25 protein-coding genes are annotated in these 22,889 nt (G+C 63.1%); 6 read left to right on the forward strand and 19 right to left on the reverse strand.

Annotated features, from left to right (window positions below):
* Nucleotides 1–29: 29 nt before the first annotated feature.
* The 7 genes from FFS37_RS25670 to FFS37_RS25700 all read right to left on the reverse strand — a co-directional run bounded on the left by FFS37_RS25670 (nt 30) and on the right by FFS37_RS25700 (nt 8,320).
* Entirely contained in the window at nt 30–1,031 is a 1,002-nt protein-coding gene (locus FFS37_RS25670) for an ABC transporter substrate-binding protein (RefSeq protein ID WP_408631451.1), read from the reverse strand.
* A gap of 189 nt (nt 1,032–1,220) precedes the next feature.
* Entirely contained in the window at nt 1,221–2,000 is a 780-nt protein-coding gene (dapB, locus tag FFS37_RS25675) for a 4-hydroxy-tetrahydrodipicolinate reductase (protein WP_137933767.1), read from the reverse strand.
* Nucleotides 2,001–2,008: 8 nt separating this feature from the next.
* A complete protein-coding gene (locus FFS37_RS25680) occupies nt 2,009–4,102 on the reverse strand; it encodes an ATP-dependent helicase (protein WP_137933768.1) in 2,094 nt (697 codons plus the stop codon).
* 132 nt (nt 4,103–4,234) lie between these two features.
* Nucleotides 4,235–4,435, reverse strand: coding sequence for a hypothetical protein (locus FFS37_RS25685; protein WP_137933769.1), 201 nt, complete (start codon nt 4,433–4,435; stop codon nt 4,235–4,237).
* A gap of 282 nt (nt 4,436–4,717) precedes the next feature.
* A complete protein-coding gene (locus FFS37_RS25690; RefSeq protein ID WP_137933770.1) occupies nt 4,718–5,878 on the reverse strand; it encodes a M20 aminoacylase family protein in 1,161 nt (386 codons plus the stop codon).
* Nucleotides 5,871–7,115: a Zn-dependent hydrolase gene (locus FFS37_RS25695; RefSeq protein ID WP_137933771.1), complete on the reverse strand. Its 1,245-nt coding sequence runs from the start codon at nt 7,113–7,115 to the stop codon at nt 5,871–5,873. The genes FFS37_RS25690 and FFS37_RS25695 overlap by 8 nt, the downstream gene beginning before the upstream one ends.
* Nucleotides 7,112–8,320 (reverse strand): diaminopropionate ammonia-lyase, encoded by a 1,209-nt coding sequence (locus tag FFS37_RS25700; RefSeq protein ID WP_137933772.1) that lies wholly within the window; start codon nt 8,318–8,320, stop codon nt 7,112–7,114. The genes FFS37_RS25695 and FFS37_RS25700 overlap by 4 nt, the downstream gene beginning before the upstream one ends.
* Before the next feature lie 104 nt (nt 8,321–8,424).
* Between FFS37_RS25700 and FFS37_RS25705 the strand changes: the two genes are divergently transcribed.
* Nucleotides 8,425–8,904: an Lrp/AsnC family transcriptional regulator gene (locus tag FFS37_RS25705; RefSeq protein WP_137933773.1), complete on the forward strand. Its 480-nt coding sequence runs from the start codon at nt 8,425–8,427 to the stop codon at nt 8,902–8,904.
* 61 nt (nt 8,905–8,965) lie between these two features.
* Nucleotides 8,966–10,108, forward strand: coding sequence for a flavin-containing monooxygenase (locus FFS37_RS25710; RefSeq protein ID WP_137933774.1), 1,143 nt, complete (start codon nt 8,966–8,968; stop codon nt 10,106–10,108).
* A gap of 56 nt (nt 10,109–10,164) precedes the next feature.
* Here FFS37_RS25710 and FFS37_RS25715 read toward each other — a convergent pair whose 3' ends face one another.
* The 9 genes from FFS37_RS25715 to FFS37_RS35850 all read right to left on the reverse strand — a co-directional run bounded on the left by FFS37_RS25715 (nt 10,165) and on the right by FFS37_RS35850 (nt 17,821).
* Nucleotides 10,165–12,282: a molybdopterin oxidoreductase family protein gene (locus FFS37_RS25715; protein WP_137933775.1), complete on the reverse strand. Its 2,118-nt coding sequence runs from the start codon at nt 12,280–12,282 to the stop codon at nt 10,165–10,167.
* A 135-nt stretch (nt 12,283–12,417) separates the two neighbouring features.
* Nucleotides 12,418–12,615, reverse strand: coding sequence for an NrdR family transcriptional regulator (locus FFS37_RS25720; RefSeq protein ID WP_137933776.1), 198 nt, complete (start codon nt 12,613–12,615; stop codon nt 12,418–12,420).
* 19 nt (nt 12,616–12,634) lie between these two features.
* Complete coding sequence (locus FFS37_RS36495; protein ID WP_269750919.1) at nt 12,635–12,763, reverse strand: hypothetical protein; 129 nt, start codon at nt 12,761–12,763, stop codon at nt 12,635–12,637.
* Entirely contained in the window at nt 12,760–12,951 is a 192-nt protein-coding gene (locus FFS37_RS25725; protein WP_137933777.1) for a hypothetical protein, read from the reverse strand. The genes FFS37_RS36495 and FFS37_RS25725 overlap by 4 nt, the downstream gene beginning before the upstream one ends.
* Nucleotides 12,952–13,190: 239 nt before the next feature.
* A complete protein-coding gene (locus FFS37_RS25730; RefSeq protein WP_137933778.1) occupies nt 13,191–15,068 on the reverse strand; it encodes an ABC-F family ATP-binding cassette domain-containing protein in 1,878 nt (625 codons plus the stop codon).
* A 136-nt stretch (nt 15,069–15,204) separates the two neighbouring features.
* Complete coding sequence (locus FFS37_RS25735; protein WP_137933779.1) at nt 15,205–15,657, reverse strand: MucR family transcriptional regulator; 453 nt, start codon at nt 15,655–15,657, stop codon at nt 15,205–15,207.
* Between the two features lie 162 nt (nt 15,658–15,819).
* Nucleotides 15,820–16,023 (reverse strand): hypothetical protein, encoded by a 204-nt coding sequence (locus tag FFS37_RS25740; protein ID WP_137933780.1) that lies wholly within the window; start codon nt 16,021–16,023, stop codon nt 15,820–15,822.
* Nucleotides 16,016–16,885 (reverse strand): DMT family transporter, encoded by an 870-nt coding sequence (locus tag FFS37_RS25745; protein ID WP_232375769.1) that lies wholly within the window; start codon nt 16,883–16,885, stop codon nt 16,016–16,018. Before FFS37_RS25745 ends, FFS37_RS25740 begins: the two co-directional genes overlap by 8 nt.
* Before the next feature lie 102 nt (nt 16,886–16,987).
* On the reverse strand, nt 16,988–17,821 hold the full coding sequence (locus FFS37_RS35850) for a hypothetical protein (RefSeq protein WP_171026417.1): 834 nt from the start codon (nt 17,819–17,821) through the stop codon (nt 16,988–16,990).
* A gap of 110 nt (nt 17,822–17,931) precedes the next feature.
* Between FFS37_RS35850 and FFS37_RS25760 the strand changes: the two genes are divergently transcribed.
* A complete protein-coding gene (locus FFS37_RS25760) occupies nt 17,932–18,888 on the forward strand; it encodes a LysR substrate-binding domain-containing protein (RefSeq protein ID WP_137933781.1) in 957 nt (318 codons plus the stop codon).
* Nucleotides 18,889–18,949: 61 nt separating this feature from the next.
* Complete coding sequence (locus FFS37_RS25765) at nt 18,950–19,540, forward strand: GNAT family N-acetyltransferase (RefSeq protein WP_137933782.1); 591 nt, start codon at nt 18,950–18,952, stop codon at nt 19,538–19,540.
* A 110-nt stretch (nt 19,541–19,650) separates the two neighbouring features.
* Here FFS37_RS25765 and FFS37_RS25770 read toward each other — a convergent pair whose 3' ends face one another.
* A complete protein-coding gene (locus FFS37_RS25770; protein ID WP_137933783.1) occupies nt 19,651–20,271 on the reverse strand; it encodes a DUF5641 domain-containing protein in 621 nt (206 codons plus the stop codon).
* A 228-nt stretch (nt 20,272–20,499) separates the two neighbouring features.
* On the reverse strand, nt 20,500–21,012 hold the full coding sequence (locus FFS37_RS25775) for a DinB family protein (RefSeq protein ID WP_137933784.1): 513 nt from the start codon (nt 21,010–21,012) through the stop codon (nt 20,500–20,502).
* Between the two features lie 59 nt (nt 21,013–21,071).
* Here FFS37_RS25775 and FFS37_RS25780 point away from each other — a divergent pair, with 59 nt between their 5' ends.
* Nucleotides 21,072–21,761, forward strand: a complete 690-nt coding sequence (locus tag FFS37_RS25780) for a glutathione S-transferase family protein (protein ID WP_137933785.1) — start codon at nt 21,072–21,074, stop codon at nt 21,759–21,761.
* 76 nt (nt 21,762–21,837) lie between these two features.
* On the opposite strand, the gene FFS37_RS25785 is transcribed toward FFS37_RS25780, so the two are convergent.
* The gene (locus tag FFS37_RS25785) at nt 21,838–22,092 is read right to left on the reverse strand and encodes a DUF2934 domain-containing protein (protein WP_137933786.1); all 255 of its coding nucleotides are present in this window, start codon (nt 22,090–22,092) and stop codon (nt 21,838–21,840) included.
* Nucleotides 22,093–22,382: 290 nt separating this feature from the next.
* Between FFS37_RS25785 and ndk the strand changes: the two genes are divergently transcribed.
* On the forward strand, nt 22,383–22,805 hold the full coding sequence (gene ndk, locus FFS37_RS25790; RefSeq protein WP_137933787.1) for a nucleoside-diphosphate kinase: 423 nt from the start codon (nt 22,383–22,385) through the stop codon (nt 22,803–22,805).
* Nucleotides 22,806–22,889 lie beyond the last annotated feature (84 nt).

Raw genomic sequence — 22,889 nt, forward strand, 5'->3', positions numbered from 1 at the left:
CCGGACAGCCCGCCCTCATCTCTCGACGCCTATTTGGCGGCGTCGACGAATTCCGTCGTGAAAGTCTTCGACAGGTCGATCTGCTTTCCCTGCAGGCTCTTGGAGAAGGTCGAGAGAACCTTGAGCACCGTCTCAGGACCATCGGCCGGCATGCGGCCGTCAGGGGTGAACTGCGCCTTGCCGCCGGCGAGACCCTGGATGTAGAGGTCCTTGTTGCCGGCGTAATAGTCCTTCGGCATCTTGTCGGCGATCTCCTCGGCCGAATGGCTGGCGATGAACTTCATCGTCTTGACGAAGGCATTGGCAAGCTTCTGCGCGTCTTCCTTATGGCCTTCGAGCCAGGACGACTGGACATAGAAGGAGGCCGCCGGGTAGTCGCCGCCCAGCGCTTCCTTGGTCTTCTCGGGCGTGCGCATGTCGACGAGGATGCTGGCTTCGCCGGTCTTGAGCAATTGTGCGATGGTCGGCTCGGTGGTCATACCGGCCTGGATCTGGTCCTGCTTGACGGCGGCGATGAAGGTGTTGCCGGCGCCGACCGGCAGCAGCGTGTAGTCGCCCGGCTTCAGGCCGTTGCGCACAGCAAGATACTGGGTGAGGAAGTCGGTCGATGAGCCGAGCCCGGTGACGCCGAGCGTCGCGCCCTTGAAGTCGGCCGGCGACTTGATCTCCGGGTGTTTGGCCGAAACCAGTTCGACCTCGCCCGGGGCCTGGCTGAACTGGACGATCGACTGGATGTATTTGCCTTTCGACTGCAGGTCGACGGTGTGGTCGTAGAAGCCGACGACGCCCTGCACCGCGCCCGCCAGCAGCTCATTCTCCGCCTCGACACCGGCGCGCGAATTGACCAGTTCGACATCGAGCCCTTCATCCTTGAAGTAGCCGAGCTGCTGGGTGAGTACGGCCGGCAGGTAGATCTGCTTTTCCATGCCACCGACGATGATGGTGATCTTCTCCGCAGCGGACGCCGCGGTTGCACCTGTCGCGGCAATGGCAAGCGTCAGCGCTGCTGAACGCAAAATGGATTTCGAGATGAAACCGGTCACTTGATATCCTCCACCTGGGCGGCGCGCCATCCCGGCTGCACCGCATTCCTCCTTGCCGGCCGCTCCCGAACCGGTCACGCGGCGAACGCCGCGCAGCCGTCATGACATGGCGAAGCTTTCAGCTGGCTTTCAGCCGTTCTGGCGGCTGTTGAAAATGAAAACGTTGTGACCTTCCGCTCAGGAGGCGGCAAACCCGAGCACGTCACGCATATCGTATTCGCCTGGGGACCTTCCGGCGACCCACAGCGCCGCGGCGATGGCGCCGCGCGCGAACATGATGCGGTCGCCAGCCGAATGCGACAGGGTAACAACTTCCCCTTCAGCACAGAAGCTGACGCTGTGTTCGCCGATGATGCTGCCGCCGCGCGTCACGGCAAAACCGATCTCGCCGGCCGGCCGCGATCCCGTGACGCCTTCGCGGACACGCCTTGCGACCATGTCCAATTCGACGCCGCGTCCGCTGGCAACGGCCTTGCCCAGCATCAGCGCGGTACCGGACGGCGCATCGACCTTGTGCCGGTGATGCGCCTCGAAAATCTCGGCGTCCCAATCTTCGGCATCGAGTGCCCTCGCCGCCTGCGCGACCAACCCGACCAGCATGTTGAGCCCAAGCGAAAAACTGCCGGAGCGGACAATGGCGATGTATTTCGCGGCATCCGCTATGCCAGCCAGTTCGGCATCATCGAAACCTGTCGAACCGATGACCAAAGCGGGGCCGCCCCGGTTTGCACAAAACCTGGCCAGGTCGGCCGATGCGGCAGGCGTGGTGAAATCGATCACGACATCGGCCGTGGCAAGCGCCTCGTCGCGGCTCACCAGCCCTTCGCCGACACTGCCGGGGCGATGAAAGCGGGAGACGAGCGCCAAGCGCGGATCGACCTCGACGGCCTCGACCATCTGGCGGCCCATGCGGCCCAGCGCGCCGGCGATGGCGATCCTGATCGGCGATTGCGCCATGGCGTCAGCTATTTCCACATGCCGCGCATGCGCGCGCCAATGTCGACGCGTACCTCCGGCCGTGGCGCCCTGCCCTGCGCCGCTTGCGCGCCTGGCCATGAAACCTGCTGGAACGCGGCGAGGATCGAGGCCGGGATGAAGCGGGTGCGCGAGGCATAGAGATGGCGGTCGCCGCGCGCAGCCTGCCCATGCGGGAAGAAGCGCTGCGGCATGACGAGGTTGAGGCTGTCCTTGGCTCGCGTCATCGCCACATAGAGCAGCCGGCGCTCCTCCTCGATATCCTCCTTGGTGCCGACGCCGAGATCGGCCGGGATGCAGCCATCGACCGTGTTGAGCACGAAGACGTTCTTCCATTCCTGACCCTTGGCGGAATGGATGGTCGACAGGATCAGATAGTCCTCATCGCGGTGCGGCGGTCCGGCCTGGTCGCTGGTGGCATCAGGCGGGTCGAGCGTCAGCTCGGTCAGGAATCGTTCGCGCGAGGCGTAACCAGACGCGATCTGCTCGAGTTGCAACAGGTCGGCCCGGCGCGTCGTCGCGTCCTCGTGGATGCGTTCCAGGTGCGGCTCGTACCACAACCTGATCTGTTCGAGATCGGCCGGCCATTTGGCGCCGGCACGCAGACCGGAATAAAGCGAGACGAAAGCCGGCCAGTCATCCGCCGCGCGTTGCGGCGGTCGCCAGCCGGCCAGTCCCATGGCCTCGTCGAGAGCGGAGGTCATGGTTTCGACAATCTGCGCGGCAGCGGAAGGGCCGATGCCCGGCATCAGTTGTAAAACGCGAAAGCCGGCGACGCGGTCACGCGGATTCTCGGCAAAGCGCAGCACCGCCAGCACGTCCTTGACATGCGCGGCATCGAGGAATTTCAGACCGCCGAACTTGACGAAGGGGATGTTGCGCCGCGTCAGCTCGATCTCCAGCGGCCCGCTGTGATGAGACGTGCGAAACAGCACCGCTTGCGACTTCAGCGCCGTGCCCACCTCACGTTCCGCCAGAATGGTGTCGCAGACGAAATTGGCCTGCTCGACTTCGTCCCGCACGCTCACCAGTCTCGGTTTGTCGGTCGATTTTCGCTCCGACCAGAGGTTCTTGGTGAAACGCTCCGAAGCCTCGCCGATCACCGCATTGGCGGCGGCGAGAATGGTTTCGGTGGAACGGTAATTGCGTTCGAGCATGACCACATCGGCGGTTCGTGCGAACTGATTTGGGAAGTCGAGGATGTTGCGCACCTCGGCGGCGCGGAACGAGTAGATCGACTGGGCGTCGTCACCCACCACAGTCAGCCCGGCGCCATCAGGCTTCAAAGCCGTCAGGATCGAGGCCTGCAGGCGGTTGGTGTCCTGATATTCATCCACCAGCACATGGTCGAAGCGCTCACCCAGATGGGCGGCTATTTCGGGCTCGGCCGCCATCTGCGCCCAGTAGAGCAGCAGGTCGTCGTAATCGAGCACATTCTGAGCCTGCTTGGCTTCGACATACCCAGCAAAAAGCTGCTTCAGCTGCTCGGCCCAGCCGGCGCACCAGGGAAAAGCGGATCCCAGCACTTCGCCAAGCGGTGCTTGCGCATTGACGGCCCGCGAATAGATGGCAAGGCAGGTGCCCTTGGTTGGAAAGCGCGCTTCCGTCCTGGAGAAGCCGAGTTCGTGGCGCACGAGATTCATCAGGTCGGCGGAATCTTCGCGATCATGAATGGTGAAGGCCGGGTCGAGGCCTATCTCCAGCGCATAGTCACGCAACAGCCGCGCACCGATGCCATGGAAGGTGCCGGCCCAGGTCAGCGCATCCGCGACCACGGTCGCGTCGCGGCCGAGCACTTCGCCGGCGATGCGCTCGACGCGCTTGGCCATTTCGGACGCGGCGCGACGTGAAAAGGTCATCAGCAGGATACGGCGCGGATCAGCCCCCTTGACGACAATATGGGCGACGCGATGCGCCAGCGTGTTGGTCTTGCCCGATCCGGCACCGGCGATGATCAGCAGCGGTCCCGCGACCCCGCCATCGCCATGCTCTACCGCCTGACGCTGGGCATCGTTCAGCCGGGCGAGATAGGCAGGCTGGACGGCCTCCTCCAGAAAGGTCGAATCATGGGCGACGAGGTTCATCGCCCATCAAGCATCGTTTCCGCTTTGTTCGCAACTGGGAAGCGGGCGCGGCAACGATCGCCCGGCGGCGTGATTGTCGGCAGTACGGGAAAGTGGTTTGCGCGCCACATGGAAGGATTGCATGTGAGATATTCAGGGCATCGCGGCGATGCACTCCTCGAGCCGCTCCAGGCGGAATTTCGCGTTGCGCAATTCGTGACCTGCTTCGTGCCGATGCTGGCGGCCACCAGCGGATGTGCCGGTCGTCAGTCGTTTTTCGAGCTCGGCGATGCGCGCCCGCACCTGCCTCGCCTCATCCTGGCGCAATGCCTTTATCCAGTTCCGCCCGCGCATCTGCCTTCACCCCCGAAGGCCTGCAGCATAGCCGTAAAGGCACTAACTTCCGGCAAGTGCGACCATTCTAAATTTAACGAACGCTAATTTAGCGTAATTTTCAGAGGAAGGAGGCCGGCGCCGCTTGGGAGGTAATCTGATAGCGCCGGCCAGGCGGATATCAGGTCCGCCGCGGTACAGAGGCTAGCTGAGTCTTGCCTCAGCGTCATGCCGGATCAGGGATTCCGGCCGGATGAGCGAGATTTCCCCTGCAAAAGCGCGCAGAACGTATTGATGGGGGCCTCAAACCCCAAGCCTTTGCCTGGTGATGGCGACATGGAAATCAGCACCGAATAAAAGTCCCTCATCATTGAAGTCATAGGTCGGGTTGTGCAGCGGGGCGGAGCCCTCGCCATTGCCCAAGAAGACGAAACAGCCCGGTACATGGTCGAGAAAGCGGGCGAAATCCTCCGACGCCGTCATCGGTTCACCGGCGATCGCGATATTGCCGGGTTCGAAGACATGGCTCGCGGCAGCGAAGGCCGCCTCCACCAGTTCGTCATCGTTGCGCAACGGCACGAATTCCCTGGTGTAGCTGACCTCGGCGGCAACGTTGTAAGCGGCGGCTGTGCCTTCGGCGATGAGGCGCATCTGGCGCTCGATCTCGGCACTGACCTCGGGGCGGAAACTGCGCGCATCGCCAAGAATGCGGGCCAGGCCGGGCAGCGCGTTGCGGGTACCGTCGGTGATCAGTTCGGTCACCGAAACCACCGATATGTCCGCCGGGCTCAACCGGCGCGAGACGATGGTCTGCAAGTTGACGACCAGCGCGCAGGCAGCGACCAGCGTTTCCTGCCCGCAATGCGGGCGCGCCGCGTGGCCGCCCTTACCCCGGAGCACGATCTCGAAATTGTCCTCGGCCGACATGACCGGGCCGGCTCGGGTCTCGAACTGCCCGACGGCCAGGCCTGGCATATTGTGCAGACCGAATATCTCGTCGAAAGGAAAGCGCTGCATCAGGCCATCATCGAGCATGGCGAGCGCGCCTCTTCCCCACTCCTCGGCCGGCTGAAAGATGAAACGGACGGTTCCGTCGAAACCATCCTCGGCGGCCAGACGCTTTGCCGCGCCGAGCAGCATGGCGGTATGGCCGTCATGACCGCAGGCATGCATGACGGCCAGATCGCCGGAGCGGTACGGCAGGGCCGACTGTTCCTGTATGCGCAGCGCGTCCATGTCGGCCCGCAACGCGATCGCGCGATTGCCGTTGCCGCGCTTCAGCGTGCCGACGACGCCGGTGCCGCCGATCCCCTCGGCGACGTCGTCCAGGCCGAATTCGCGCAGCTTGGCCGCGACGAAGGCGGCGGTGCGTTTCTCCTCGAAGCCGAATTCGGGATGCGCATGCAGGTCGCGCCGCCAGGCGGTCATTTCCTGCTTCAGTGTCTGGCGATCGAGTTCAGTCATTCCCGCGCGCCTCCATTCCGGCAAGTTCAACGATCACATCAAGCAGGATGTTGGCGCCGGCGACAAGTTCGGCGTCCTCGGTGTGTTCGCGCGGATTGTGGCTGATGCCTCCGGCGCTCGGCACGAAGATCATCGCTGCCGGCGTGATGCGCGCCATCATCTGCGCGTCATGACCGGCGCCCGACGTCATGCGCCTAGAAGCGAGCCCGCGTTTCCTCGCCGCCGTCTCGATCAATTCGACGACTTGCCCGTCGAAGATGACGGGCTCGAAACGGGCCAGCCGTTCCACGGTCACCGCGATACCCTCGGCGGCCAGCTCGTCCAGGAAAGCCGACAGCGCCGCCTCCTGCGCCCGCAGGCGCTGCTCGTTGGGATCGCGCAGGTCGACGGTGAAGATGGCGCGCGATGGAATGACGTTGATGGCGTTCGGCTCGAGGCGCAACGTGCCGACAGTGGCCACCGTTGGCGAATTGGAGGCCGCCGCCTGGTCATGCAGGGAAGTGACGACGCGTGCCGCGGCATATCCGGCGTCGCTACGCATCGACATCGGCGTCGTGCCGGCGTGGTTGGCGACGCCATCGAGGGTGATGCGTTGCCAGGAGATGCCCTGCAGGTTTTCCACCGCGCCGATCGGGACGCCTTCGCGCTCCAGGACCGGTCCCTGTTCGATATGCAGTTCGACATAGATATGCGGCTTGAGGAAACCGGGTTCGCGCTCGCCCGCATAGCCGATGCGGGCAAGCTCCGCGCCGAGCGTGCTGCCATCGGTTCCGACGGCGGCGAGCGCCGTCTCCAGATTCAGGCCGCGGGCATGCACCAGCGAGCCCATCATGTCCGGTGAAAAGCGCACGCCTTCCTCGTTGGTGAAGGCCGCGACAGCGAGCGGGCGCGACGGCGAAAGGCCCGACGCCTTAAGCGTCTCAATCACTTCCAGCCCGGCAAGCACGCCGTAGCAACCATCATAGATGCCGGCGTCGATAACCGTGTCGATGTGCGAGCCGATGAGAACGGGGGAATTGTCCGCATTGTCGGCGCTTTGCCAGATGCCGAAGATATTGCCGATGCTGTCGATGGCAACATCGAGGCCGGCCTGGCGCAGCCAGCCGACGAGAAGGTCACGGCCCTGCTTGTCGGCATCGGAGCCGGCGAGCCGGGTCAGCCTGCCTTCGCCATCGCGGCCGACAGCCCCGAGTTCGCGGATGCGACCAAGCAGGCGCTGTGCGTCAACGGCAATCAAAGCATCGCCTCGGCGATCGGCTTTCCGGCCACCACGTCGGCCGGCTCCATGCCGACCAGTTCGGCATAGCGACGCGGATCGGTGGCGCCCTCGGTGTTGATCACCAGCACGCGGGAACTGGCGTCGAGGCCCAGATCGGCCTTGTTTCCGGCAACCGCCCGGATCAATCCCGCGAGGCCAACGCCACCGCTTTCGCCGGCGACTATCGCCGGATCGCCGCTGGCCGGCCGCGCCAGCCGACGCATCACCGCGATTGCATCCTCCTCGTCCACGGTCATGAAGGCGTCGGCCGCACGGGCCAGCACGCGCCAGGCCACCAGCGAGGCTTCATAGCATTCGAGCATGGCCATCACCGTCGGCCGGTCGTGGGCCACCTTGACGACATGGCCGGCCCGGGCAGCCGCGACGACGCAGGCGGCGCGAGCCGGCTCGACCACGGTGAAGACCGGCCTTGTGTCGCCGAGCACGATGGCGAGATGGCCGGCCAGGGCTGCGGCAATACCGCCGACGCCAGCCTGGACAAAGACGTGGGTGGGCGGCTCGCGCAGTTGGCGCAACGCTTCGCGCGCAATCGCCGTATAGCCTTGCATGACCAGGCCCGGGACGCGTTCGTAACCGGGCCACGACGTGTCCGAAACCACGGTCCAGCCTTTCTCCGCCGCGACCTTGGCGGCTTGCCGGACGGAGTCGTCGTAATTGCCGTCGACACGAACCATCCTTGCGCCGAGGCGGGCTATTGCCGCGACCCGCTCATCGCTGACGCCGGCATGGACAAAGATCACGGCCCTGGCGCCGGCGAGCTCAGCACCTTGCGCGACGGAGCGGCCGTGATTGCCGTCGGTGGCGCAGGCGACCGTCATTGTCGCGGCCACGGCACGCACCTCGGGGCGATCGAGATCACCGGCATCGACAGCGCGGCCAAGCCGCTTGGCAGCTTCCTCCAGCACCAGCCGGAACACGGCATAGGCGCCACCCAATGCCTTGAAACTGCCGAGCCCGAGACGAAAGCCCTCATCCTTGACATGCAGCGCGGCAAGGCCAAGTTCGCGCGCCAGCGCAGGCAGCGCGTGCAACGGGGTCATCTCGTGATCGTCGCGACGAGCGAGGAAACGCTCGACCGTGTCGGCCCCGGCAACACCCAGGGTTTCGGCGTCGGTCACGGCAAGCGGCTGGCGGTGCAGGTCATTGCGATTGAGCAGGAACACTGACTGTCTCCTTGTGTTGCTTGCGAGAACATATTGCATGGCAGGCGCAAAGAGCGCTGTATTTGCCGCTTCCAAATGCAAGTTTGTTTCGCCGGAGATCGCGATTGCCACCCTCACCGCCCGCTATCGACAGTTTCGATCTCGCCATCCTTGCCATGCTGCAACGGGACAACACGACGCCGCAGCGGCTGATCGGCGAAGCGGTGAACCTCTCGGCGCCGGCGGTGCAACGGCGCATCAAGCGCATGGAACAGTCCGGTGTCATCGCGGGCAATGTCGCGGTGGTCGAACCGGCGGCCGTCGGCCAGCCGATCACGATCTTCGTCGAGGTGGAATTGGAGAGCGAGCGCACGGAACTGATCGACGCGGCCAAGCGGCAATTCTCGGCCACATCCGAAGTCCAGCAATGCTATTACGTTACCGGCGAGGCCGACTTCATTCTCGTCGTCACCGTAGCCGACATGGCCGCCTACGAGGCGCTGACGCGAAAACTGTTCTTCGGCAACAACAATGTGCGGAAGTTCCGCACCTTCGTCGCCATGGATCGCGTTAAGGTCGGACTGACTGTGCCGTTGCCTGGATGACTGATAGCTTCCCGGCAGGGTTTCTGACATTGTGCGCCGGCGAAGGACGTCGGAGGCGCGCGTGCAGGACAGCACCCCGGTTGCGATCATCGGCGCCGGGCCGGCGGGCCTGGCGGTTGCCGCCTGCCTTCGGCAAGCCGGGCTGGATTTCGTCATTCTCGAAAAAGAGCATCAGGTCGCGCCAGCCTGGCGGCGCCACTATGAGCGCGTGCATCTGCACACGACCAAGCGCTATTCCTCGCTGCCCTTCGTGCCTTTCCCGAAGCACTATCCGCGTTATGTGCCGCGCAATCTCTTCATCGACTATCTCGACGACTACGCGCACCGCTTCGACCTCAGGCCCCGCTTCGGAGAAACAATCAGCGCGATCACCCGGGACGGGCGCGGCTGGCGCGTGGAAGCGACGTCCGGCCCCTTGAGCGCCTGGCATGTGGTGATCGCGTCCGGCTACAATTCCGAGCCGCTGCGGCCCGAATTTGCCGGCATCGAGAACTTCAAGGGTAAAACGCTGCACAGCGCCGACTACAGCAACGCCACACCTTTTGCCGGCCAGTCGGTGCTGGTCATCGGCATGGGCAACACCGGCGCGGAAATCGCGCTCGATCTGGCGGAAGGCGGAGCACGACCGACGATCTCCGTGCGCGGCGGTGTTCACATCGTGCCGCGCGAACTGTTCGGCGTGCCGATCCAGATGGTCGGCATGGCGACGCGGTTTGGGCCGCAACGTGTCAATGATGCTCTGTTCCCGGTTATCCTCGACCTCGTGCTGGGGCGGCTGGACAAGTATGGGCTGACGCGGCCGAAGCAAGGGCTGCTGCAGCAGATCGCTCTTGCTTCGCGCATCCCGGTCATCGACGTCGGCACCCTCGGCAAGATCCGCGAGGGGACGATCAAGGTCGCGCCTGATATCGCCGAAATATCCGAACGCGGCGCCCGCTTCGTCGACGGCAGGCAGGGCGAGTTCGATGCGATCCTCTTCGCCACCGGCTATCGCCCGGCCTATGCCCGCTTTCTCGAACCCGGCATCGAGCCCGGCCCCAGCGGCGTCAATGCGCGTGCCTCGGATCTCGGCCTCTACCTCGTGGGCTTTCACAACGCGGTCACCGGCTTGCTGCGCGAAATCGGGATCGAAGCCCAGGCGATCGCCGACGATATCCGGCACAGGCGGAACCGGAAAAAGGCTGCGGAAGCCCTGCCGGTTTAGGCATCCCGCCCGCCTTGCTTCTTCAATTCACTTGGCAATGCGGTTGGCCCCCGTCGCTACGCCGCCAACTCCGCCCTGCGCAGCCAGACCTTGTTGTCGTGGAATGCGGCGCCGCCATAGGGCGCCGGTGCATCGGCGCCGGTCAGCACATTGATGCCCTCGCCACGCTCATGCGCGCTGTTCGGCCAGATGCCCTCTGCAATCACCACGCCGCGTTTCATGCCATCGAACAGCTTCGCGTGCAGAACCACCTCTCCACGCGGGTTGCCGACCTCGACCAAGTCGCCGTCCGCCACCCCATGCGCGGCGGCGTCGTCGGGATGAAGAAGCAGTTCCGGACGACCTTCCTTGGCCTTCGACACCGGCGTCTCGGCAAAAGTCGAGTTGAGGAAATTGCGCGCCGGCGAAGTCGTCAGCCGGAACGGATGCGCCTCGTCGGCGACTTCGATCAGGTCGACATGGTCCGGAAATTCAGGCAGGCGCTCCACCGGACCGAACAGGCCCATGCTTTTCGGCGGACGGTTGGGGGCGGCCTGCCCGGTCCAATCCGCGCGGAAGCGGAATTTGCCGTCGGGATGACCGAACCCCCTGATGTAGTGGGCGGTCTCGAAATCCGGTTGCAGGTCGATCCACTTTTCTTCCTTCAGGCTGTCGAAGGTGCCCAGTCCGCGCTTGCCCAGAATGATGTCGATATGCTGCTGTTCTGTAAGACCGAAGCCGGGACGATCCGCGACCCCGAGGCGCTGCGCCAACTGCTCGATGACGAAATGATTGGTACGGGGTCCTTCCGGCGGCTCGATCAGCTTCGGCCCCAGCGTGATGTGCTGATTGCCGCCGCCCTTGTAAAGATCGTCATGCTCCAGGAACATCGTCGCCGGCAGTACGACATCGGCCAGTTTTGCCGTATCGGTCATGAACTGCTCGTGCACGCAGGTGAACAGGTCGCCGCGCAGGAATCCCTGCCTGACCAGCCGCTGTTCGGGCGCGACGTTCACCGGATTGGTGTTCTGGATCAGCATCGCCGTTACCGGCGGCCCGCCATAGAGCGCATCGCTGGCACCGGTCAGCACAGGGCCGATGCGCGAATGGTCGAGATAGCGGATCGAGGGATCGCGCATTCGCGAGCCTTCCAGCACATCCTGGTTGAGCTTGAAGATGCCCGAATTGGAGTGGAAAGCGCCACCGCCCTCGTATTGCCAGGCGCCGGTCACGGCGGCGATGCAGGAGGCCGCATGCATGTTGACGGCGCCGTTGCGCTGGCGAGCAAAACCGTAGCCGAGGCGGAAATATGTTTTCCTGGTCGTGCCGACCAACCGGGCGAAGGCCTCGATCTCGGCGACCGTCAAACCGGTAATACCGGCCGCCCACTCAGGCGTGCGCGTGAGCAGATGCTCTTCCAGGCCCTTCGGATCGTCGGTGTATTTTTCGAGATAAGCGCGGTCGGCCAAGCCTTCCCTGAACAGCACGTGCATGACCGCGCAGGCCAGCGCGCCATCCGTGCCGGGCTTCAGGACAAGGCCCATATCGGCCTGTTTCATCGTCGCGTTCTCATAGACGTCGATGACGACGATCCGGGCGCCACGCTCCTTGCGCGCCTTGATGGCGTGGGTCATGACATTGACCTGCGTGACCACGGCATTCGTGCCCCAGATCACCACGCAGTCGGATTTGCCCATCTCGCGCGGATCGGGACCGCGCAGCGCGCCCGCCCCCATCATCCAGCCGGTCCAGGCAAGGTTGGTGCAGATCGACCCGAAGAAGCCCGAATATTTCTTGGCATGCCGCAGCCGCTCGATGCCGTCACGCTGCACCAGCCCCATCGTGCCGGCGTAGAAATACGGCCAGACCGTCTCCGAGCCGTATTTTTCCTCGGCGGCGATGAATTTCTCGGCGACGAGGTCGAGTGCGGCTTCCCAGCTGGATTCCTTCCAGACGCCCTCGCCCTTGCCGCCGGCGCGGATAAGCGGCTTCATAAGCCGATCGGGATGGTGGACGCGGTCGGCATAGCGGGCGACCTTGGCGCAAACGACGCCCGACGTGTAGGTGTTCGCCTTGGCGCCGTGGACGCGCCCGATGCGGTTGCCGTCGAGCAGTTCCACGTCGAGCGCGCAGGTGGACGGGCAATCATGCGGACAGGCGGAGTGGCCTATGCGAAGCTTGGCATGCTGGTTCATGGGGTGAGGTTAGCGGTTTCCGCAGAAGTCGTGTAGGGCCAGCTTTGCTTGATATGCTGCTTTTGGGATGCGGTTTCTGTCCCATCGCAGTCACTTTGACGATACAGAATGGACATCGGGTGCTGGCGCTGCGGGCTAGTCGAAGCTTATGTTCTCGTAGAGCGCGTTGTATGCGCCGCATTTTGGGCAGCGCATATGCCGCTCAACGTGGTCTTTACCCGCTCTGGTGTCGAACACCGCCAGATCGGCTTCGCCGCACTCAGGACATTTGACACTTGCCTTAGGGTCGACGGCCAGAACGCTGCCTGCCTTGATCCACAACTCCCTGGACATCTATGCCCCTTCCCTCACGCTATTTCTGGCGCATCGCCTCGCCCAATCTGCCAATCGCGTTGAACCGTTCAGCAATCTCGAAGAAGAGCGAGTTGAAGTGGCGATCGAACAGTTCATTGTCACGGTTGTAGTAACCGTATGTGGTCAATTCAACATCGCGTGGAACAAGTTGTCCGCCAGCCGGTAGTTGGCGCCGTGATCAGTGCCTATCTCGGTACGTTTTAGAGCTTGCAGCGCACGTTCAGCCGCGACAGGGTCCAATTGCCGGTGGTGAAGGCCAAAGAAGAAGCCATCTTCACGCACAAATTCATTCACAAGATCGTCTATGGCTGTCATGGCGCGCCCCGGACTTGTCCGAATATGAGATTAGCTCGAGGTCGAGACGGCGTGTAGGCTAGATTTGCGCACAAGCTACTCTTGGAAGATGTCTTTTCCATCTAATATGGCGCGGCGGCGGCTCACCCTCCCCTTGATGGGGAGGGTCGGCGCGCAGCGCCGGGGTGGGGTGGCCCTGGCGCTGCCCCCCACCCCGCTCCGCTTCGCGGATCGACCCTCCCCACGAGGGGGAGGGTAAATCATTCCGCCGTGCCTTCCTCGTACTCGGCCGACATGGTCAGCCATTTTTCCTCGTGGCCCGAAAGCGTCTGGGCAAGCTGCGAGCGTTCCTTGGCGAGGCGGGTGGCGGTCGAGGGGTCCTTCTCGTAGATCGCCGGGTTGGCAAGCTCATCCTCGATGCCGTCGATGCGCTTGCGGATGCGGTCCATCAGCGCCTCGGTGGCGCGGATCTCCTTGGCCAGCGGCTCAAAAGCGGCTCGGCGCTGTGCCGCCTCTCGGCGGCGGTCGGCCTTGGAGGCCTTGTCCGCCTCCTTCTGCTCGCGCCGGCTCGAAGACACGCCGGTGACCAGTGTCTTGTAATCCTCCAGGTCGCCATCATAAGGATTGACCGCGCCGTCCTTGACCAGCCAGAGCCGATCGGCTGTCGCCTCCAGCAGATGCCGGTCGTGCGAGATCAGGATTACCGCGCCCGGAAAGTCGTTCAGCGCATGGATCAGCGATTCGCGGCTGTCGATGTCCAGATGGTTGGTCGGTTCGTCGAGGATGAAAAGGTTCGGGCCATCGAAGGCCGACAGGCCCATCAACAGGCGCGCCTTCTCGCCACCCGACAGATCCTTGGCCGGCGTATTCATCTTCTCGGTCGAGAGGCCGAACTGGGCGACGCGACCGCGCACCTTGGATTCCGGCGCCTCCGGCATCAGCCGGCGGACGTGCTCATAGGCGTTCTCCTCGGGGCGCAGATCGTCGAGCTGGTGCTGCGCGAAAATCGCCACTTTGAGGCCGGGCGCCACCGTCATGGTGCCGGTCTCCTGCTTCAGGCGTCCCGACAGCAGCTTGGCGAAGGTGGATTTGCCGTTGCCATTGGCGCCGAGCAGAGCGATGCGGTCGTCGGCGTCGATGCGCAGCGTCATCTTCTTCAGGATCGGCTGCCCCTCGGTGTAGCCGACATTGACATTGTTCAGCGCCACGATCGGGGACGCCACGGTCTTCACCGGTTCGGGGAAGGAAAACGGTCGCACCGAATCGTTCACGATGGCCGCGATCGGCTTCATCTTCTCCAGCGCTTTGATGCGCGATTGCGCCTGCCTCGCCTTAGAGGCCTTGGCTCGGAAACGCTCGACGAAGGATTCCATATGCTTGCGTGCGGCTTCCTGCTTGACGCGGCCCTTTTCCTGCAACTCCTTCTGCTCGGTATACTGGCGCTCGAACTGGTCATAGCCGCCGCGCCAGAAGGTCAGCTTCTTCTGGTCGAGATGAACGATCGAATTGACGGCACGGTTGAGCAGGTCGCGATCGTGCGAAATCAGAAGCACTGTATGCGGATACTTGGAAACATAGTTTTCCAGCCACAACGTGCCTTCGAGATCGAGATAATTGGTCGGCTCGTCGAGCAGCAGCAGGTCGGGTTCGGAAAACAGCACTGCGGCAAGCGCCACGCGCATGCGCCAGCCACCGGAGAAGGACGAGGCCGGACGCCGCTGTGCGGCGTCATCGAAGCCAAGCCCGGCCAGGATGGTGGCGGCGCGGGATTCAGCCGAATGCGCATCGATGTCGGCCAGCCGCATGTGGATGTCAGCGATGCGGTGCGGATCGGTCGCGGTCTTTTCCTCCTCGAGCAGCGCGGAGCGCTCAAGGTCGGCCTTGAGCACGATCTCGATCAGCGGCTCCTCGGTACCGGGCGCTTCCTGCGCCACTTGGCCGATGCGCGTGCTCCTGGGCAGGCTGATCGAGCCTGTTTCGGAGGGGAAATCGCCCGTTATGGCCTTGAACAGCGTCGTCTTGCCCGTGCCGTTGCGGCCGACAAGGCCCGCCTTGGTGCCGGCCGGCAAGGTGAGCGAAGCATGGTCGAGGAGGAGGCGCCCCGCCATGCGCAGCGAGAGATCGTTGATAATAAGCATGGCCGCGCTTTTGCACGGGAGGCGCGGGCTTCGCAAGACCTTGCGGACCAGTCGGCCCAGCAAGGTCTGAAAACCACGCGCGAAGAGACGCCGCCAAAGCGGCCGCTCATGGCTCGCCCGAAGGCAAGCCCCGTGGTCAGGCCACGGCCTTGCCGCGCTTTGTCGGCTTGGCCACCGCCGCCGGCGCTGCCGCCGGCTTGCGGCCAAGTCCCGTCGACTTCGCCAGCGCCGAGCGTGTCGCGGAGTAATTTGGCGCAACCATCGGATAATCCGGCGGCAGCCCCCATTTGGCGCGATAGTCGTCCGGGCTCAGGCCGTAGTCGGTACGGAGGTGGCGCTTCAGCGACTTGAACTTCTTTCCGTCTTCCAGGCAGATGATGTAGTCGGGGAACACCGACTTCTTTGGATTCACCGCCGGAACCAGGCTTGGGCTTTCCACGACAGCCGCACCGGCCAGCTTCCGGACCGACGCGCTGACGCTGGCAATCAGATCGGGCAGGCCGGAGGCCGGGAGCGGATTGTTGCCGACATAGGCCGAGACAATATCTGCCGTCAGCTCGATAACGGTCTTATCATCGATATTTGACAATTCTATCACCCTATTTGCGACAAAGTCATCCACCCCAAGGAAGACTTCGATCGATGTATCTCTTCAGCCGCGTCCCCCAACGGACAGCCAAGTCTGAACAAGGAATCAAGACTCGGCGAAAATAGCTTTCATGGGAAATCGAGCCCGTGCAAATTAGAAAATCTAATACTTGGGAATGGCAGACTTCGCGGCGTGGCCGTCGGCCAATATCTCCAGAATACGCTTCCAGCGGGCGCAACGCCCGAAGTCCTTCTGTTCGATTGCCTTTTCAGCCTTCATCGCGGCGTAGAGCGATGCATCCTCGCCGAATTTCCTGATCAGCCAGTGAGCTTCCTGCCTGGCGAGACGCTCATCGTCGTCAAACATGGCTATCCGCCTCCGAACGTTCCAGGCCAACCGCCACGCAACTGCCAACGACCAGCACGGCTCCGGCGATGGCCGTCATCGTCAGCCGCTCGCCGGAGAGCGTCAGCAGCAGCGTCGATGCGATCGGCGTGAGATAGGCGACAACGGCGACCCTGCCGCCACCTTCGAGCCTCAGGGCGCGAGACCAGAGATAATAGCCCAGGCCCATCGGGCCGGCGCCGAGATAGAGTCCAAGCGCGAGGTAACTGCCGGCAGGCCAGGCGACGCCGTCGCGCACGCACCATGCAAGCGCCAGGGCCAAGCCGATCAACGATGACGGCAACAACAGACGATCCGGCGAGACGGCGAGCCGTCCCACAACCACCGAATAGAACGCCATGCAGAGCGCGGATCCGAATGCCGCGATATAACCGGCAAGATCGCCCTGGAACCAGGTGCGATCGCGCCCTCCCGCAATCACCAGCGCAACGCCGACAAATCCTATGGCGGTGGCAAGGCCGAGGAGGACGGGCCGCCGCGGATTGTCGAAGACGATCACGGCCGCGGCGACCATCACCGGCCATGTATAGGCCACGAGATTGCCTTCGATCACCGGCATGGAAGCGAAGGCAACATATTGCAGCACCATGGTGCCGACCAAACCGACAAAGCCCACGGCCAGCGGGAAGAGCGTGAGCCTATCCGCGCCCTGGGAGCTTCCAGGCCGGCCCGTGAGCCTGATCAGGGCGAACACCAGGGCAGCTCCAGCGAATTGCAGAAGCTGCACCTGTGACACCGGATGGTTCGCCAGCAGGGCTTTGCCAACCAGGGCATTGGTCGACCACAAGGCCACCGCGCTGCCGGCAAGGGCCAGCGCGGCCATCGGGCGCGCCCCACGCCGGAACGACCGGCGTGGGGGCCTATCCGATGGCCTGACCATGATCCTGCCCGCAAGCCGGTGACCGCCGTTCAGGGTCATGGGCCGCTACCATGATTCCCTGACGCCGCCGGGAACGGTCGCCTCGGCGGGCGCCGGTGTGGGGTGTTCGGCCTCGAAGCGGCGATAGGCGGGCAACTGGTTGGTCCAGACGTCCTCGGCCAGTTCGTTGACCCAGGCGCGATCGTGGTCGTTATCGGCAGCGAGATAGAACATCCTGTTGTCGTCGACATAGGGCTTGGCCACCGAGCGCTGATTGAGCACAAGTGTTACGCGTTCGCCGAACTGGATCGGCGCTGTACGATGCAGAACCCCAAGGAACTGTCCGAGCGTGGCGTAATTCATCTTGTGATCGATACGCATGATACGGTTGCGCGGAATTTCGCGGCCGGATTCGAGGATGGCGCGGCCGGTTTCGGAATCGTCGCAGTAGATTTCGAGATGGCCGCCGACCAGTGGATTGCTGATCGACAGCGGAATGAGTTCGGTGACCGGAACCCCATCGCAGTGCCATTCGACGGCTCCGTCCCGAGGGTTCATGAAGGTGACGGTCGAGCCGACGATCGACAGCGGATAGGGCTCAAGCTTGGTGCCCATCATGTCGGACAGTCGCTCCAGGCGCAGCTTGTCATGCAAAAGCTCCCTGATTTCAGGAATATAGCGGTCGGCACCGGTGATGAAGGTGAGATCGAGGTGCTTGTGCACTGCATGGCTGGCCTTGAGCTTCAAAGCGGCCTCCTCGATGGCGGCGAGAAGCGCGGGGTCGTAGCCGTGCAGATATTGCGCGACGCCGAAGCTCGACACTTTCCAGGCGGTTTCATGGCCGATGATGGCCTCACGACTCATCGCGTAGCGCAGTTCGGGAATGGTATGGGCATTCATTCTACTTCTCCAAGATGGGGGCAACACTTGGTAAACAGTCGATTAAATTGGTCCCCCCTGTAAATTTAGGAATGCTGGTGCTAGCGTAAGCGCAGCTTAAGGTCGAAACCGTGCGTCTGCTCAGTCAGGTCAACCTCAATTCGCTGAAAATCGTGGAGAGTGCTGCGAGGCACGGGAATTTCACGCGCGCCGGCGAAGAACAGTTCATCACCGCTTCCGCGGTCAGCCAGCGCGTCAAAAGCCTGGAGGACCAGCTGCGCTTCAAGATCTTTCAGCGCGGCGGCAATGCGGTGTCACTGACGCCGGAGGGCGAAGCCTATGTCTCGCGTGTCCGCGAGGCGCTGGAGCGCATCGTCGCCGCCAGCATGGAGGCGACCGGGCAATCGCAGGAGCATGTGCTGAAAATATCGGTGCTGCCAACCTTTGCGGCGCGCTGGCTGTTTCCGCGCCTGCCCCATTTCCAGCGGCAATATCCCGATATCGTGATGAGGGTTTCGACATCTTACGCGACACATGAGTTCACGACGTCCGATTTCGATCTCGAAATCCGCTACGGCGATGGCCATTTTCAAGGACTGCCGTCCGATCTACTGTTTCGGGAGGACCTGACACCGGTATGCAGCCGCAAGCTCTTCCATGATGTTCTCGGCGACAAGCCGCTGTCGAAGGTGACGCCCGACGACCTGAAGAACTTCACCCTTCTGCATTCCGACACCTGTACGCAGAATTGGCAATCCTGGCTTGGTTTCGCCGGCGCCAGCTTCGTGCTCAGCGAGACCAAAAGCATCTATTTCGATTCCTGCATGATGTCTTACGAGGCGGCCAATGCCGGAATGGGTTTTGCCGTCGCCAACCGCGCCTATATGGCCAGCGACATCCGCGCCGAAAGGCTGGTGGCCCCCTTTGCCGTCCACCACCCGAACACGGCCGGCTGGTATTTTGTCTCCCCCCACAAGAGCCTTGCCGCGCGCAAGGTGCTGTTGTTCAAGCAATGGGTGATGGCCGAGGCCGCCTTGACGCAGCGCCAGTTGGACAGCGAGATCACCAGCATGGCTGCGGCGAGCTAACCGGGATCCATCCCCTTCCCAATCGGTGGCCTCCTGCCGGAAGATTGAGGGCCAGAGATCAATGGACGTGCAATCCAGGCAGCCGCCGCTGGTCGGCGCACTCGTCGAGCTTGAGCCCCTTCAGCCAGAGCACTCGCAAGGGCTTCTGGGCGCGGCCGCGGACGGCGAGCTGTGGACCCTGAAGGCCACGGTGGTTCCCGGGCCGTCTACGATCGATGGCTATATTGCCAGCGCCCTGGCCGGACGGCAGGCCGGGACTGTCATGCCCTATGCGATTATCCTGCGCAGCACTGGACGGATCTGCGGCAGCACGCGGTTCTGGAAAATCGATCGCACGAACAGAAAGCTGGAGATCGGGCATACATGGCTCGCCAGTTCGGTCCAGCGATCAGGGGTCAACACCGAGGCGAAGTACCTCCTTCTGGCCCATGCGTTCGAGGTCATGCAGTGTGTGCGGGTGCAATTCACCACCGACGAACTGAATGCGGCTTCGAGAGCCGCCATTCTTCGGATAGGCGCCAAGCAGGAAGGGATCGTTCGCAACGAGCGGATCATGCCGGACGGACGCAAGCGTAACTCCGTCCGCTTCAGCATCATCGATTCCGAATGGCCTGATGTTAAGGTCATGCTGAAGCAGAAAATGCAGCGATAGCCGGCGTGGCCCGCCCGTGATGTCTTATGAAGCGATCAATGCGTCAAATCAGGATGCGGCCCGCAGCTGCGAACCGCATCCTTCATTGTCGATTTGCACCCAAACGTTGATCAGCGGCGGGCAATGAGCAGGCACAACTGGCGCAGATCGCGGTCATAGGTGCCCTCACTGTTGAGCACATCGACACAGCGTTTCTTCATACGCGCCACCTGGCTCCCGGACATCTGAGCCACGACACCCGGCAGGCCGGGATGGCTGGGATTGGACGGATTGCTCGGATTGGACGGATTTGACGGATTGCTGGGATTGGTTCCGCCGCCGACGCCCACCCCGACACCCACGCCAATGCCGCCTGTTCCGCCGACATTGGCGCCAAGCCCGGCGGTGACACCGCCCGCCCCACCGACATTGGCACCGGCGCCGGCATTGATGCCGTTGCTGCCGCCGACGGAAGCGCCGAGCCCGGCGCTGACGCCGCCTGAGCCGCCGACATTGGCGCCTGCTCCCGCGTTGACGCCGCCGCTGCCACCCACCGAGGCCCCGGCGCCGGCGCTGACACCACCGCTGCCTCCGATGGAGGCGCCGACGCCGGCATTAACGCCGCCGCTGCCGCCCACCGAGGCGCCGACACCAACGCCAATCCCGCCAGCCGCATATCCCGGCAGGGAAAGAATGACGACAATCGCACCACTCGCCAGCGCACTGGCGATACCCTTGCAGATTCCAGCCATGACACTCTCCATGTGGTCACTTTACTTCTGCACTGCAGCAAAAAATCCGACATACGGAAAATACTCTGCATGCAGATACATGAACGTTGATGGATGTGTTTTAGTTTCTTTATTTTTTATCTTGGCTATTGCTGAAATTTATACTTTTTGCTTCCAGCAAAAAAATTTGTCTAATTTTTCTGGAAGTAACTAACTTTATGAAATCCGCGGTAGCCCCAAACGGCGAGATCAGGCAAAGGCGCGCCCTTCCTCGGTGCGCTGGAAATGCGCCAGATCGAGCTGTACCGACGGGCGGCCGAGAACTGTCAGGATCGTATGAGCCTGACCGCGGTGATGCGTCTGATGATTGAAGACATGAGCCAGCGCCGGCGCCAGCCGCTGCGAGACGGTGCGCATGTCCGATACGGTCATATAGGTGAAGCGACCCGTCAGCATCTTGTCGCTGAGGCTGCCAAGCCACTCGATGATCCGCCGGTCCTCCGCCTCGCGCGCCGCGCGCAGGCCTGGCAGGGCGCGGTGCAGGATGGCATCCAGTGTCGTCGGCGCGTCGCCCTCGCCGGTAAAGCGCTTCATCCAGATGCGATCGGTCGCCAGCAGGTGATTGAGCGTGCCCATCATCGAGCCGAAGAAGGCGCCGACGTCGCGGTTGAACGCCTCCTCGTCGAGTTCGCCGGCGGCATCGTAGATGCGACTGTTGGCCCATTGATTATAGGCCGCAAACATCATGAAATGCTGTCTCATGGCTTCCCCTCGGCTTGCATCGACATCGGCCTACCTAACGCGCAGGAATGCAGACGCCAATGACCATTCTGCTCTATGATCTCGTCGGACAAGACGCCGCGCGGCCGTTCAGCCCGCATTGCTGGAAAGGAAAGATGGCGCTCGCCCACAAGGGGCTCGACATCTCGACCGTGCCGACACGCTTCCTCGAAGTGCCTTCCGTCGAAGGCGGCATTTCCCAAACAGTTCCAGTGATCCGTGACGGCGACAAGGTGGTCGTCGATTCCTTCGCTATCGCCCTCTATCTCGATGAGACCTATCCGGACCGACCGACGCTTTTCGGCGGCGAAGGCGGTAAGGCAATGGCGCGCTTCATCGAACGCTGGTCGCAACTGACCATCCACCCTTATGTCACCACGGCCGCGCTCGTCGACCTTCATGCCATGCAGGACGAGGAGAATGCCGCCTATTTCCGGCAGAGCCGGGAAAAACGCCTCGGCAAGACGCTGGAAGGCGTGGTGGCGACGCGCGACGCCGGGCTAACAGCGTTCCGCACCGCGCTGGAGCCTCTGCGCTCGACCTTGAGCTACCAGCCCTTCATCGGCGGCGCGGCGCCGCTGTTTTGCGACTATATCGTGTTCGGCGCGCTGCAATGGGCACGCGTGGCCTCGCCCTATCCGCTTCTCGAAGACAGCGACGCGGTGGCGCAATGGTTCGCCCGCTGTCTCGATCTGCACGGCGGGCTCGGACGACAGGTTGCGGCGGCGTGAGGCCCGCGCCCGGCCCTGTCGCAGGCCCCGCGCCCTGAACCCAATTTCTGAAAAAACGGCGGCCTGGTGAATGGATCTATTTGGCCGCCGCTTTCTTCGGCTTGGCGGTTTTCTTGGCCGCCTTGGCTTCCTTGGGCTCGGCTTTTGCCTTGCCTGTGGCGGTTGCCTTCTTGGCCGACTTCTTGGCCGACGACTTGCCCGCGCCGTCCTCCCGGTCGATGTCGGCCGCCGCCTGATGCCAATGGCGCTCGTGCTGGCCCGCCGGTTGTCCTTCTTCCTGCCAGATCTGATGTGCGCGGTTGCGAATGCGCTCCTGGCGATCGTCTGTCATGGTCGTTTTGTCTCCATTCGGGCCGACTTCAGCGCGGCCCCGACTTGGCGACTATAGCAAGCAAACCGTTGCTTTACAGCCGTCCCGATGCAGCCATCGGGCCTGCCGGCCTCACACATAAACGTGCATCGCACAGGCCTTTCGCCACTGCTCCGGATGCTCCTCACGCGGAAAGCCGGGCAATTGGCTTTCCGCCAGGTTCGCGGACCGTCCCTCACCCCTTGGCAATGAGCCGGGCGGCTTGTATAGAGCCCGCCACTCTCAATTCCATTCTCAGACAAGGACGACCCATGGCGCTCGAACGCACCTTCTCCATGATCAAGCCGGACGCGACGCGGCGCAACCTCACCGGAGCCATCACCAAGATGCTCGAAGACGCCGGCCTGCGCGTCGTCGCATCGCGCCGCGTATGGATGAGCCGCCGCGAGGCGGAAGGCTTCTATGCCGTCCACAAGGACCGCCCGTTCTTCGGTGAGCTGGTCGAGTTCATGTCTTCGGCGCCGACCATCGTCCAGGTGCTGGAAGGCGAGAACGCCATTGCCAAGAACCGCGAAGTGATGGGCGCCACCAACCCGGCCAACGCGGCAGAAGGCACCATCCGCAAGGTGCATGCACTGTCAATCGGCGAGAATTCGGTGCACGGCTCCGATGCGCCCGAAACCGCCGCGCAGGAGATCAAGTACTGGTTCTCCGACACCGAGATCGTCGGCTGAACCCGCATCCACCGTTCTGATCTGGAAAAGGCCGGCTTCTCGCCGGTCTTTTTCATGCCGGTTGCCAACCGCTGGATCTCCAGG

This window comes from Mesorhizobium comanense, from assembly GCF_005503535.1.
Classification (GTDB): Bacteria; Pseudomonadota; Alphaproteobacteria; order Rhizobiales; family Rhizobiaceae; genus Mesorhizobium; species Mesorhizobium comanense.

Coding starts and splice junctions, on each gene's coding strand:
- dapB (WP_137933767.1), bottom strand. CDS start 2,000: ATGGCGCAATCGCCGATCAGGATCGCCATCGCCGGCGCGCTGGGCCGC.
- FFS37_RS25680 (WP_137933768.1), bottom strand. CDS start 4,102: ATGAACCTCGTCGCCCATGATTCGACCTTTCTGGAGGAGGCCGTCCAG.
- FFS37_RS25685 (WP_137933769.1), bottom strand. CDS start 4,435: ATGCGCGGGCGGAACTGGATAAAGGCATTGCGCCAGGATGAGGCGAGG.
- FFS37_RS25690 (WP_137933770.1), bottom strand. CDS start 5,878: ATGACTGAACTCGATCGCCAGACACTGAAGCAGGAAATGACCGCCTGG.
- FFS37_RS25715 (WP_137933775.1), bottom strand. CDS start 12,282: ATGAACCAGCATGCCAAGCTTCGCATAGGCCACTCCGCCTGTCCGCAT.
- FFS37_RS25720 (WP_137933776.1), bottom strand. CDS start 12,615: ATGTCCAGGGAGTTGTGGATCAAGGCAGGCAGCGTTCTGGCCGTCGAC.
- FFS37_RS25725 (WP_137933777.1), bottom strand. CDS start 12,951: ATGACAGCCATAGACGATCTTGTGAATGAATTTGTGCGTGAAGATGGC.
- FFS37_RS25730 (WP_137933778.1), bottom strand. CDS start 15,068: ATGCTTATTATCAACGATCTCTCGCTGCGCATGGCGGGGCGCCTCCTC.
- FFS37_RS25740 (WP_137933780.1), bottom strand. CDS start 16,023: ATGTTTGACGACGATGAGCGTCTCGCCAGGCAGGAAGCTCACTGGCTG.
- FFS37_RS25745 (WP_232375769.1), bottom strand. CDS start 16,885: ATGGCCGCGCTGGCCCTTGCCGGCAGCGCGGTGGCCTTGTGGTCGACC.
- FFS37_RS35850 (WP_171026417.1), bottom strand. CDS start 17,821: ATGAATGCCCATACCATTCCCGAACTGCGCTACGCGATGAGTCGTGAG.
- FFS37_RS25765 (WP_137933782.1), top strand. CDS start 18,950: ATGGACGTGCAATCCAGGCAGCCGCCGCTGGTCGGCGCACTCGTCGAG.
- FFS37_RS25770 (WP_137933783.1), bottom strand. CDS start 20,271: ATGGCTGGAATCTGCAAGGGTATCGCCAGTGCGCTGGCGAGTGGTGCG.
- FFS37_RS25775 (WP_137933784.1), bottom strand. CDS start 21,012: ATGAGACAGCATTTCATGATGTTTGCGGCCTATAATCAATGGGCCAAC.
- FFS37_RS25780 (WP_137933785.1), top strand. CDS start 21,072: ATGACCATTCTGCTCTATGATCTCGTCGGACAAGACGCCGCGCGGCCG.
- FFS37_RS25785 (WP_137933786.1), bottom strand. CDS start 22,092: ATGACAGACGATCGCCAGGAGCGCATTCGCAACCGCGCACATCAGATC.
- ndk (WP_137933787.1), top strand. CDS start 22,383: ATGGCGCTCGAACGCACCTTCTCCATGATCAAGCCGGACGCGACGCGG.